Source organism: Sodaliphilus sp., assembly GCF_045598405.1.
Taxonomy (GTDB): Bacteria; Bacteroidota; Bacteroidia; order Bacteroidales; family Muribaculaceae; genus Sodaliphilus; species Sodaliphilus limicaballi.
This window is the reverse complement of sequence record NZ_JAZLLZ010000190.1, coordinates 1-12,565: the sequence shown is the minus strand read 5'-3', so window position 1 is coordinate 12,565 and position 12,565 is coordinate 1. Positions and strand designations below refer to the sequence as shown.

Below are 12,565 nucleotides of genomic sequence, written 5' to 3'. Positions count from 1 at the left end.
AATGCGACATTTATCCCCTCGATTATAGAGTTTTTTTTCAAAGATTCAGCAGCAACAGGCAAATCACAAGAATGACAGAGTGTAAAGATATTGTAAAAAATAACTTTATACTATGGTGTTGTTTTGTGGAGATAAACGAACTTCTGTGTTTGGTTATGGGAGGAAAATGAAATGGACTTTTTGAATTCGGGGTTTATTTGGGTAGAATTATATGATTCTGTTGATTGATAACTAAATAATGTGGTTTCTTTTTAAAAACTAGATAAAAAGAACCCTCCCTTTTAACTAAAAAATATGTTAAATCAGGGATGAGCGAGAGGCGCTGGGGTGAGTGTTGTGGGGGTGGTTGTGTTGGGTGCTAATTGTATATCTGATGGGTTTGTTTGGTGGCGTGTTGCGTTTTTGGGGAGAAAATCAAGGTTTAAAGGTGGGCGTAAAATTTTTATTTTTAAAGTAAATTTAGTAATTTTGCATTTTATAATGTGTATAAATTGACTTATAGTGGAAACAAGGTACATTTTCGTTACAGGAGGTGTCGTGTCATCTCTGGGCAAAGGAATCATTTCGTCATCAATAGCAAGGTTGCTCTTGGCAAGAGGATATAGCGTTACTATCCAGAAGTTTGACCCGTATATCAACATTGACCCGGGCACACTTAACCCCTATGAACACGGGGAGTGTTATGTGACAGTGGATGGTCATGAGGCCGACTTGGATTTGGGACACTATGAGCGTTTCACCAATATCAAGACAACCCGCGCCAACAACATCACCACAGGACGCATCTACCAGAGCGTGATTGACAAGGAACGCCGTGGCGATTATCTGGGCAAGACTGTGCAGATCATCCCCCACATCACTGATGAAATCAAGCGCAATGTGAAACTGCTGGGAAACACTGGCAAGTTTGACTTTGTGATCACCGAGATAGGCGGCACTGTGGGCGACATCGAGTCGCTGCCCTTCCTTGAAGCCGTGCGCCAGTTGAGGTGGGAACTGGGCAATCGATGCGTGTGCGTCCACCTCACCTACGTGCCCTATATCCATGCTGCCAAGGAACTCAAAACGAAACCCACGCAGCACTCGGTGAAGCAACTGCAACAGGTGGGTATCCAGCCCGATATCCTGGTGCTGCGCACAGAGCACGATGTCCCCATGGCAATGCGCCGCAAGGTGGCTCAGTTCTGCAACGTGAGCCCTGAGGCCGTGATCCAGAGCATCGACGCGCCCACCATCTATGAGGTGCCCTTGATGATGCTCGACCAGCAGCTTGACTCGATCATCTTGCAGAAGACCGACACACCGCTGCGCAGCATGCCCGACCTGATAGACTGGTGCAACTTCCTCGACAAACTCAAAAATGCCGAGGGCGAGGTAAAGATAGGCCTGGTGGGCAAGTATGTCTCGCTTCAAGATGCCTACAAGTCAATCGACGAGGCGCTGTTCCAAGCATGTACCTACAACGATTGCAAACTCAACCTGACCTATGTCAACAGCGAGAAGCTTACCGATGGCAACGTGGAGGAGATGCTTGGCGCGATGGACGGTGTGATAGTGGCTCCAGGCTTCGGCCAGCGTGGCACCGAGGGCAAGTTTGTGGCATTGAAGTGGTGCCGCGAGCACGATGTGCCCACATTCGGCATCTGCCTGGGTATGCAGTGCATGGTGATTGAGTATGCCCGCAACGTGCTGGGATATGCCGATGCCAACAGCGTGGAGATGGACCCCAACACCCACTACAACGTCATCGACCTGATGGAAGAACAGAAGAGCGTGACCAACATGGGCGGAACCATGCGACTGGGTGCCTATGCCTGCCGCTTGCTTGATGGCACGAAAGTTGCACATGCTTATGGTAAGCTTGAGGTGGAGGAACGCCATCGCCATCGCTTTGAGTTTAACGAGGACTTCCGCGCCCGCTTTGAAGAAGGCGGCATGAAGTGCGTGGGCGAGAACCCCGAGACACACCTCGTGGAGGTGGTGGAGGTGCCCGGCAAGCGCTGGTATGTGGGCACGCAGTACCACCCCGAGTACAGCAGCACGGTGCTCAACCCGCACCCGCTGTTCATGGACTTTGTGCGCCATGCTATTGAATATAGAAACGAGAAAAAACAATAAGAATAAATAACCACAAAATCGAAAAGTAAAAGTTTAACAAAGCAGATTTATGGATAAAAAAACGCTTACCGGATTGCTGTTGATGGGATTGGTCATCTTTGGCTTCACATGGTTTAATCGCCCCAGCGAGGCTGAACTCGCTGAGAGGCAGCGCATCCAGGACTCCATCGCACTTGTTGAGAAGAAAGCCCATCAGGCTGCGGTTAAGGGCGGTGTGGCCGACATGCTCACTGCCGATGAATTATCAAGACTAAAAAGTGTGCTCACTGCGGGTGACTCGACAAAGGCCGGAATAGACAAGGACGGCGTGAAGCTGTCGCTCAAGAACGGCGTGATCGCCGGTCAGATCGACCTGGGCGACGCCAAGGTTGACTTTGCCGAGGTGCTCAACGACTCGACTGCCAACGCTGCGCTGCACAACCGTGCGGTAGCTGCTGTGAAACAAGCCCTTGAAACCTACAACAAGAGCGGCATGTTTGCGTCAAACCTCTCGGGCGAGGACAAGGTGGTCACTCTCAAGAACGACTCGCTCACAATAGAACTGAGCACAAAGGGCGGCACTATCACCCGTGCTTCGCTCAACGCCTACAAGGCATTTAATGCCCCCCACGTGGAAGTGTTCACTCCTGGCGAGAACCAGTACAGCTTCGTGCTGGGCAATGACACCCAGACATTTGACACCAAGGACTATTACTTCACGCCCACGCAGCTCAACGACAGCACCGTGCTCATGCAGCTTGTGCTTGACAATGGTGCAAAGTGGGGCCTCAAGTACACCCTCGTGCCCGGCAGCTACATGGTGCGCATGGAGATTGTGCAAGAAGGCATGGAGACTGTGGTTCCCAGCAAGTATAACAGCATCGAACTCAACTGGAACCAGAAGATGGCGCGCCACGAGGAAGGCAAGATGTTTGAGGAACGCAACAGCGCAATCTACTACAAGATGCTGGGCAGCGACGGCGATGTGGAGAACACCAGCGAGAGCGGTGATGACGACGAGAATATCAAGGAACGCCTCAAATGGATTGCTACAAAGAACCAGTTCTTCTCGGCAGTGCTCATTGCTGACAGCTGCTTCAACGGCGGTATCCTTGACAGCAAGGAAATCAGCAAGGACGATGCCGACTACCAGAAATATTTGAAGAACTTCTCGGTGCGCACATCAGTGCCCTACGCCAGCAACAAGGCAAACCCCGCGTCGTTCTACTTCTATCTGGGTCCCAACCGCTATCCCACGCTCAGCGACTATGACAAGTATTCGCCTAACGAGGATCTGCAGCTCACACGTCTCATCCCGCTGGGATGGACCTTGTTCCGCTGGATCAACACTTATGTCGTGATTCCTGTGTTCACATGGCTGGGCAAGTACATAGGCAGCTATGGCATCATCATCCTCATTCTCACCATTCTCATCAAGCTCATTCTCTCGCCCCTCACTTATAAGAGTTATCTCTCGCAGGCAAAGATGCGCTTGCTCACACCCGAGATCAACGCCATCAACGAGAAGTATCCTGGCGACGAGAATGCGATGAAGCGTCAGCAGAAGACGATGGAACTCTACAGCATGGCTGGTGCAAGCCCCTTCGGCGGCTGTCTGCCCATGTTGCTGCAGATGCCCATCCTCATTGCGATGTTCACCTTCTTCCCCTCATGCATCGAGCTTCGTGGCCAGTCGTTCCTGTGGGCTGCCGACCTCTCGGCTCCCGACAAGATCTTTGAGTGGACTGCCCAAATTCCTCTTATCTCATCTTACTTCGGCAACCACATCAGTCTGTTCTGCTTGCTCATGACAGTGACCAACATCCTCTACACTCACCTGTCGATGCAGTCGCAGAACCAGCAGAGCGCAATGCCCGGCATGAAGTGGATGATGTACATGATGCCGCTCATGTTCCTCGTGTTCTTCAACAACTATGCATCGGGCTTGAGCTACTACTACTTCATCTCGCTTCTCATCACAATCGCACAGACCTATAGCTGCCGTCTCTTTGTGAACGAGGAGAAGGTGCGTGCCAAGATTGCCGAGAACCGTGCTAAACCCCGCAAGAAGAGCGGTTTCATGGCTCGCCTTGAGGAGGCACAGCGCATGCAGCAGCAAGCCATGAAGGAGCAGGAGAAACGCAACAAGCGTCGCAGATAATATCCTCAGGGGTTCTGTTAATCACTAGCAGGTGGTTAACAGAACCCGCCTAAAAGTGAATTATTAAACAATACTGAATTATGAATTATCAATGTCCATTTTGCGGAGGAGAGTTCTCGGCCGACAACGGAGTTGAAAGCGTGATGTGCCCTCACTGCAACGAGGAGGTGCAGCTAGTACCCACCGAGGAGCCTCTGGTTCCCGAGGAGGTGCCCCAGCAACCCCAGCGCCCGGTAGGTGTGTTCGAAGTAGGTCCTTCGGGTAAGAGCCGTGGCGTTGCTGGTCTGCTCGCCATCTTTTTGGGTATGTGCGGCGCGCATTATTTCTATCTGGGCAAGACCAAACCTGCCGTGATCAATATTGTTGCTTCACTTCTGTGCCTACTCATGCCGGTAGTGAAGATAGCAGATCTCATCATCGGCATCAGGATGCTCATGGCAACCCAGGAGGAGTTTGAAGAAAGATATGTCTATAACGACTCGATTTATCCTTTCTGATAGGTGCTAGGTATTATTCAGGCAAACTAATTGTATTAACTATAAACTATAATTTAAAATTTTACTATTATGACTTATCAATGTCCCAAGTGTGGCGGTTCATTTACCGTGGAAGGTGGGGTGCAGAGCGTTCAGTGCCCTCATTGCAATGAAGTAGTTCAAGTGGGTGTTCCCCAGGCACAGATGCCTAAGCGTGAGGTGGAATTGTTTGAAGCAGGTCCCTCAGGCAAGAGCCGTGGCGTAGCAGGTTTACTGGCGATTTTACTAGGCGTATTTGGCGCTCATTATTTCTATTGTGGCAAGATTGGTGGTGGTATAACCTTCTTGCTTATTATTTGGTTAGTCTCTCTTGTTACTTGTGGAGTAGGAGCAATTATATCTATTGTTCCCGTAATTCAGGGTATCTTAATGTTCACTATGAAACAAGAAGACTTTGAGAACAAGTGGGTGAATACTTCATCGTTTATGCCCTTGTTCTAAATAACAACACATGGCAAGTCGTTACAGAGGTAAGAAAGGCAAGAAGACTAATTACATCAAGTACTGCTTGGTGGCGGGTCTTGTGCTGGTATCGGTGTTAGCTGGATACCTTGCCTACAAGCATTACGGCTTTGCAAGATTTTTTCACCCCGATGTCACGCTCGGAGAAAAATATTCCGTGCGTGGCATCGATGTTTCTAACCACAACGGCAAGGTCAACTTTGACAAGGTAGCCGCTGCTGGATATAGCTTTGTATATGTGAAGGCTAGCGAGGGAGCAACCTACAAGGATGCCCGCTTCAAGGCCAACTGCAACAAGGCTGCTCGCTCGGGGCTCAAAGTGGGTGCCTATCACTTCTTCAGGAATAACCGCGACGGCCTGTCTCAAGCACGTAATTTCATCGACCAGGTACGTGCCGTGGACCTTGACTTGCCTCTTGTCATCGACATCGAGGACGCGGGTAACGATAACTCGGTGGAGACAGCACTTGTGCACTCGCGACTGCGGCAGATGGCAGCCGAACTAAAAAGGGCTGGGTACAAGATCATGATTTATACCAATGGCGACGGATTCAAGAAGTATTACCAGCCGTGCTTCAAGGGAGAACCGCTATGGCTGTGCACCTTTAATGACCCCGACTCGGTGAAAGGCAAAGGGCACGTGATGCAGCAGTATTGCCATTGGGGCAGGGTGCCCGGCGTGAGCGGCGAGGTGGATCTCAATGTGTATATGGGAACACAACGTCAGTGGGTCGATTGGCTGGAAGACATTAAGTAATAATGCATAAGGCGATTATTTGCCTTTAAAAAAAATACATCACACGATGAGAAAATTTCTAGTTGCAACTATTATGCTCGTGTGGACACTGTGGATCGCGGTGCCGCAGTTGCAGGCTTCGGTCTATACGTGGAGTAAGTATAACCTCACGTTTGAAACCCCTGACGGCGGTTTTGTGACATATAGCACTGCCACTCGATTTGAGATGCAGTGGGACGACATGATGTTCACAATCCAACTCTACAACAAGGACAAGAGCAACGACAAAGACCTGAAAGAAAACCTCACCCGCAAGGCCATGGGCTACAACATGTATGACACGAAGCACGGCAAGATGAAGGTAAAGGGATTCAAGCCCGTGTATATCGAGGGCACAATGCCCGATGGCAGCCGTGCCGTCATTGCCGACCTGGTGAGCAACAACCAGAATCTCATTGTGGAGGTGACGGTGCAATACCTCTTTGGCAACCGCGAGACGGTGGACGACATCATCAAAAGCTTTGCCGAGGGAAAGGCCGAAAACTACAAGGAGAAAAAGCACAAGCAGAAGGTGCAAACCAAGGAAGATGCCGACCGTCAGGATAAAGACCGCCGGCAAGAACAAGACCGCCGTGAAAAACAACGCAACCGCAAGACATTTGACGCTTGAATGATTTTATTATGAAAAGATTGTATCTGTTGCATCTGGCAATGTGTGCCGCCGTAACGTTAATGGCACAGACCACTGTGGCCGACAGCGCTGCGCTGTTCTTGCCCCTCATCTATGACACTTATAACACCAGCGACTCGCTTCCCGCCGCCGCTTCCGCCTCGCCCTACAAACTCGATGCTGGCGATGGCTGGCTGCGCGAGGCACAGCAACGTTCACAGCGATATGAAAGTATCAGGTATGCCCTCATGCTGCTCAAGCCATCGCTGGTGAAATACAATACCGCAACCTTGCCCGAGCCTCCCAAGGAGTATGCCATCAAGAGCGATCCCACCAAGGCTCTGCTCACGGTGGCTCCGCCTGCTATCGTGCAACCCGAGGAGAAGAAAATCGAGCAGGACGCCATCAGCATCAGGAACTGGCTGCATGAGTTCAAAGGATCGCTGCACTTCACCCAGGCCTACATCAGCGGCAACTGGTATCAGGGCGGCGAGAATAACATGAACATTCTGGGTGACATCGAGTGGAAATGCAATCTCAATCAGGATGCCCACCCCAACTGGATGTTCAACAACACCATGCACTACAAGCTGGGCGTATCTACTGCCCACGGCGACTCGCTGCGCAACTATATGTTCAACGAAGATAACTTCCTGTTCACCTCGCAACTGGGCTACAAGGCAGTGAAGCACTGGTACTACAGCGCCACGCTTAACTTCAAGACCCAGTTCTTCAACACCTACAAGACCAACACTAACGACATGAAGGCTTCATTCCTGTCGCCAGGCGAGTTGAACGTGGGTCTCGGTATGACCTATAGCAACAAGAGCGAACACGGCGAGCGCACCTTCAACATGGCCATCGCTCCCATTAGTTACAACATGAAGATATGCCGCGACATCGAGCACTTGAACCCCACGTCGTTCGGCATCGACGCTGGCCACCGCACCAAGCACACCTTCGGTAGCAACCTCGAGGCGAAGTGGGTGATTAATTTCACTCCCTCCATCTCGTGGAGCTCGCGACTGTACACGTTCACTAACTACCACTACGTGCAAGGCGACTGGGAGAATACGTTCTCGTTCAGTATCACCCGCCACTTGAACACGCAGATCTATGCCCACCTGCGCTACGACAAGTCTCGCCCCTACGACGAGGAATGGAAATACTGGCAGTTTAAGGAAATATTGAGCTTCGGCCTCACTTACCGCTTCGCAACCAACTGATTTTGATATAAAAATGCGACTCGTTCTGTGATATATAAATGCTATATTTGTCATTCTTTATGACTTGATTTTTATCTAATTAGCATCTTTTAAGGATGAAGATGAGTATCAATTGAAAAAATGTAGTATTTTTGCAAAGCAAAAGGTCGGTACATGACCTGATTATTAGAACATAATATCAATTATACTAATGATAGATTTAAGAAATCCAAAGTTAGAAGATTTCAAGCACATTAAAGCTCCTATTCGAGAGTCTGCTACTCGAAAGACTTTTGCTTCATTCTATAAGGTGAAGCCAGGTAGTTATGTCATTCCACGTACCGAACATAAAGTAACTAAACTTCCAGAAGGTATTTTATGAGTACATTCAGTAAGGATTATGATGGTCTTGCAGATGCCATTATAACGAATGCAATCGTGATGCCTGCTGTAGAACTTAAGGAAGGTGAAAAGTTGCCACCTTATTATTATACTGACAATGCTGCATGGGATACGGGAGCACAGTTTACATTCATTTCTCCTAGAGTAGTGGATATGCTAGGGCTTAAACCATATCGAGAGGGTGAAATTATGGGTATCGGTGGTGATCAGACAGCGAAAACTTATATGGTTCATATTGGTCTGCCTGATGGTTACTTGACTCATGATGTTGAGGTATATTGCAGTGATATAGATGATTATGATATACTTGTAGGTATGGACATAATCACGTTAACCGATTTCTGTATAACAAATAAAGACAAGAAAACAAAATTTGCATTCCGAACTCCATCAGAGGGGGGAATTGAATTATAACATAAAGAAGATATAGAGTTTCTTGATCTTTGTTTTTGTTTGATATTGGGAGCTACATGAATGCTTACCACTTTGCAACCAACTGATTTTGATATAAATATGCGACACGTTTTACTATTTCTGCTTGGTCTTATCTGCATTGGGAATGCTATGGCTGTCATGGTGGTGCCTGGCATGTCGGGATTCTATGAGGGTGTGGATGAGGACTCCATGCGGGTGAAGTTGTCGCAAATGGATTTGCAGCCCATTGAGGGCATTTGGTACTATCCTGCCGAGGACATGACGGTGGCTATTGAACGTTATGAGGATGCTGGATTAAGCTTCCATGGCCAGAATCCGCCTTATCACATCGTGCTGCTTTCCAGCCCCGACATCGATTTGCTCCCTGGCACAGAGATCGGGTATGTGGAAGGCAGTGCCAAGCCTGGCGAATACATGCTACACATCTTCACCGAACGCGACAATAACGGCATGCTGCATAGTCCTGTGAAGTGCTATGCGCTACTCAACCCGCAGGCGTCGTCGATAACCTTTGAGCGGCCCAAATGGAACGTGAAGGTGCGCGTCAACTTTGCCCGGTTTTTGCCCTCGCTGTTCAAGGGAGTGTCGATAATACCCCACAAAGAAGAGAAGAAAGTCTCGGAGGGATTCCGCAAGATTTTCCCCGAGGGAGGCAACGGCAATCCTGTAAACAAAGTGATATACCTATGAAACGTGTAGCAGCAACCATCGCAATTATTGTCGCACTGGCTGTGACGATGCAGTCGCGCACTCGCACCACCCAGGCACGGCTTGTCACAGGCGACGTGCCGGTGGAGCGCATTGCTAGCATTGCGAGCGACACCGTTACCGATGCCGTCGATCAGAATGCTGTGACTCTGCGTGGCTTCAACAAGCGTGCCAGTGATGGAAAGGAAACATTTTTTGTGACCAACAACCTCAATCATCGTATCTCGTCGGTGCGTCTGCTCATGCGTTACACCATGCTCAACGGCGTCATGCTGCACGAGCGCACTGTCACCGTGCCTGTGACGCTTGCTCCCGGTGAGACACAGTTGGTGTCGGTCAAGTCATTCGACGTGCAGCGTCTGTTCTACTACTACGGAGGTCCCAAACCCCGCAAAAGCGCCACCCCCTTCAAAGTAGCAGTCCGTCTCCAAGGCTACGACATCCCCGTGGGATATTAAGATATTATAACTGAAAGAAATTTAAATAATTAGAATAATTTATATTTTCAGTTTAATCAGAGCAATTGTAATAACTATTCACCAATGTCTAATTTTTGAAGCCCCCGCGCTGATCTCACTGATAACACGGATATAACTTATTCGTGTTTCGCAAGCGAATTGAAATAAATGCAACAAGCACCGCGTCTAGAAGGACGCTAATCGGAGTAAATTAGTGAGACTCAAATGGTTTTAACACACGAAACTTAAATTGTATAGTTAATAGAAACCACCTTTAGTAAAATACATAGATACACGCAAAAATGTCAGTTTGGTATAACATGTGTTACAAAGTTTTATAAAAAAGACCAATCACATGGGGGCTTTTGCTCGTTTTTGAGAAATTTTTCATAAATTTGCAAAGCAAAGGTTATACGCTTTAGTTACTGTAAGTATGAAAACATTCAATACAACGGGTACTTGTCGCCCGAATGAACACTATATGGTGGACATCACCGAACGCTTGGAAATCATCCGTGGGATGGTTGCCCAGGGTAACTATTTCTGTGTCAACCGTGGTAGGCAGTATGGCAAGACCACCACTTTAGCGGCTTTGGCTGATTTTCTACAGAACGATTATTGTGTTTTTAGCATCAGTTTTGAGGGCTTGGATGACTCTAGCTTTAAAAGTGCATCCACAGTCAGTGCCGAGTTTCTTAAAATCCTGAAAAGACACGCACGAGTCAATGGCTCGTCAGAAGCCATGCAGTCGCTTCTCAAAGAAGTCGTACCCTTGGGGTGTAAGGAAATCGCAAGCACAGACTTTACGGAAGTTATTGATGAATTATGCACCCTCTCAGAAAAGCCAGTGATAGTTATGATTGACGAGGTTGATCAAGCTAGCAACAATGATGGGTTCATCACGTTTTTGGGTGTGCTTCGCAATATGTTTCTGTCACGCGAAATGTTCAGAACTTTCCAGAGTGTCATCCTCGCGGGTGTCTATGACATCAAGAACTTGAAACTGAAGATTCGCACGGAAGACGAGCATCAGTATAACTCGCCATGGAATATCGCGGTTCCTTTCGATGTGGACATGAGTCTTTCGGCAAATGGCATTTCTGGTATGCTTGCTGAATACAAGGCAGATCACAACCTGACGTTTGACGAAGTATTCGTGGGGCAGATGATACGTGACTATACTGCCGGCTATCCATTTCTCGTGAGTCGTATATGCCAGATTATAGATGGAGAACACTACACATGGGACAAAGAAGGTGTGCTGAAGGCTGTCAATTCTTTGCTCAAAGAGAGTAATACGCTCTTTGATGATATGCAGAAGAAACTAACCCAGTTTCCTGGTCTTTCCGACATGCTGAAATCCATAATATTTGGCGGCAAGCGTGTGCCTTTCAACTATTACAATCATGATATCAACATTGCCGTTATGTTCAACTTCGTGAAGGAAGAGGGCGGAGCGACAAATATAGCTTGTCGCATCTTTGAGACATGGCTTTACAACTATTACATCTCTCTTGACAAGCCATCCCACATCTATCAGTTGGGCGAATACGAAAAGAATCAATTCGTCCATGATGGTTTTCTTGATGTGCGCCTTCTCATTGAGCGTTTCTGTGTTCATTTCAACGAAATCTATCGCCCTGGGCACGATGATCAGTTTATTGAGGACAATGGCCGAAAGATTTTCCTTACCTACCTGCGTCCTATTATCAACGGTATAGGCAATTACTACTGCGAAGCCCAGACACGTGACCTCACCCGCACAGACATCATCATAGATTATCTAGGCCAACAGTACATAGTGGAGTTAAAAATTTGGCGAGGACAATCGTATAATGAGCGAGGCGAGAAACAACTTGCAGAATATCTTGAACGGTATAACCTGCAAACTGGTTACATGGTAAGTTTCTGCTTCAGTAAGACAAAGAAGTTAGGCTTGCTGCCACCAGTAGAATTGAATGGCCGCACGCTGATAGAGGCTATCGTATAAATAATTCAGGCATCAAAAAAAAATAGACCTATACGCCTAACAGAAAATAAGCTGGATTTCCTTTCAACATGAGGAAATCCAGCTTGTTTCGTGTGTTATAGATTATAAAGCATTATTGCCATCTTCATAACCTTTCATGAAACCACGGCGATATTCGTTATACAACGCACGATTGTTGTAGTTCTCTTCTCCCAAACCGTTGTATCTACGACAATCGCTCATATAATTGTCTTTAAGATATTTTTCGTTGTTATCAGTATAAAAGCCTAATCTCATCGTGTGATGTAGCATACCTTTGTCATAACCTTCCTTATAGGCTCTTTCTTTAAGGGAGGCATCGGGTGATGATGCTTGTGATGTGGTTACGGTTGTTTGCTCAGTTGTTGCTACTGTTGCTTCTGTTTCGCTTTGGGCAGAGGTTGCTGAACTTTGCTGGTCTGCTTGCATTTCTGCCTGCATTTCTTGTCTCACTTGATTTTTGATTTGTTCTAACTCGGCATCTGTGAGTTTCTTTTGCTGCTGAACACAACTGCACAATCCCAGTATTACAAGGACTGCAATAAATTTAACCCAACTTTGACCCCTTGAAACTTTTTTTAATGAATTTTCGGGGGTGTTTGGCGGCTAAATCGCTGGTTTTCAATAGCGGCATTCCCGAAAATCAAATTGTAGTACACAGGAATGTCGCCGGAATGTTGTATCTTT

General features: G+C 47.7%; 12 protein-coding genes. 11 read left to right on the top strand and 1 reads right to left on the bottom strand.

Annotated features, from left to right (window positions below; translation table 11 throughout):
• Positions 1-498 precede the first annotated feature (498 nt).
• The 11 genes from ACKI3C_RS12530 to ACKI3C_RS12480 all read left to right on the top strand — a co-directional run bounded on the left by ACKI3C_RS12530 (position 499) and on the right by ACKI3C_RS12480 (position 11,860).
• Positions 499-2,118, top strand: coding sequence for a CTP synthase (locus ACKI3C_RS12530; protein ID WP_407405596.1), 1,620 nt, complete (start codon positions 499-501; stop codon positions 2,116-2,118).
• Positions 2,119-2,167: 49 nt separating this feature from the next.
• Positions 2,168-4,258: a membrane protein insertase YidC gene (yidC, locus tag ACKI3C_RS12525; protein WP_407405574.1), complete on the top strand. Its 2,091-nt coding sequence runs from the start codon at positions 2,168-2,170 to the stop codon at positions 4,256-4,258.
• Between the two features lie 80 nt (positions 4,259-4,338).
• On the top strand, positions 4,339-4,755 hold the full coding sequence (locus ACKI3C_RS12520; protein WP_407405572.1) for an NINE protein: 417 nt from the start codon (positions 4,339-4,341) through the stop codon (positions 4,753-4,755).
• A gap of 69 nt (positions 4,756-4,824) precedes the next feature.
• The gene (locus tag ACKI3C_RS12515; protein ID WP_407405570.1) at positions 4,825-5,235 is read left to right on the top strand and encodes an NINE protein; all 411 of its coding nucleotides are present in this window, start codon (positions 4,825-4,827) and stop codon (positions 5,233-5,235) included.
• A 10-nt stretch (positions 5,236-5,245) separates the two neighbouring features.
• On the top strand, positions 5,246-6,013 hold the full coding sequence (locus ACKI3C_RS12510; RefSeq protein ID WP_407405568.1) for a glycoside hydrolase family 25 protein: 768 nt from the start codon (positions 5,246-5,248) through the stop codon (positions 6,011-6,013).
• Positions 6,014-6,059: 46 nt separating this feature from the next.
• Positions 6,060-6,662 (top strand): hypothetical protein, encoded by a 603-nt coding sequence (locus ACKI3C_RS12505; RefSeq protein WP_407405566.1) that lies wholly within the window; start codon positions 6,060-6,062, stop codon positions 6,660-6,662.
• A gap of 11 nt (positions 6,663-6,673) precedes the next feature.
• Positions 6,674-7,888 carry a DUF3078 domain-containing protein gene (locus ACKI3C_RS12500; RefSeq protein WP_407405564.1) on the top strand — a complete coding sequence of 405 codons (1,215 nt, stop codon included), beginning with the start codon at positions 6,674-6,676 and terminating at the stop codon, positions 7,886-7,888.
• A gap of 357 nt (positions 7,889-8,245) precedes the next feature.
• The gene (locus ACKI3C_RS12495) at positions 8,246-8,683 is read left to right on the top strand and encodes a retropepsin-like aspartic protease (protein ID WP_407405562.1); all 438 of its coding nucleotides are present in this window, start codon (positions 8,246-8,248) and stop codon (positions 8,681-8,683) included.
• Positions 8,684-8,782: 99 nt separating this feature from the next.
• Positions 8,783-9,394: a hypothetical protein gene (locus ACKI3C_RS12490; RefSeq protein WP_407405560.1), complete on the top strand. Its 612-nt coding sequence runs from the start codon at positions 8,783-8,785 to the stop codon at positions 9,392-9,394.
• Positions 9,391-9,870: a hypothetical protein gene (locus ACKI3C_RS12485; RefSeq protein WP_407405558.1), complete on the top strand. Its 480-nt coding sequence runs from the start codon at positions 9,391-9,393 to the stop codon at positions 9,868-9,870. Before ACKI3C_RS12490 ends, ACKI3C_RS12485 begins: the two co-directional genes overlap by 4 nt.
• Positions 9,871-10,303: 433 nt before the next feature.
• Entirely contained in the window at positions 10,304-11,860 is a 1,557-nt protein-coding gene (locus ACKI3C_RS12480; protein WP_407405556.1) for an AAA family ATPase, read from the top strand.
• 102 nt (positions 11,861-11,962) lie between these two features.
• Here the strand turns inward: ACKI3C_RS12480 and ACKI3C_RS12475 are convergent, their stop codons facing one another.
• Entirely contained in the window at positions 11,963-12,331 is a 369-nt protein-coding gene (locus ACKI3C_RS12475) for a hypothetical protein (protein ID WP_407405554.1), read from the bottom strand.
• Positions 12,332-12,565 lie beyond the last annotated feature (234 nt).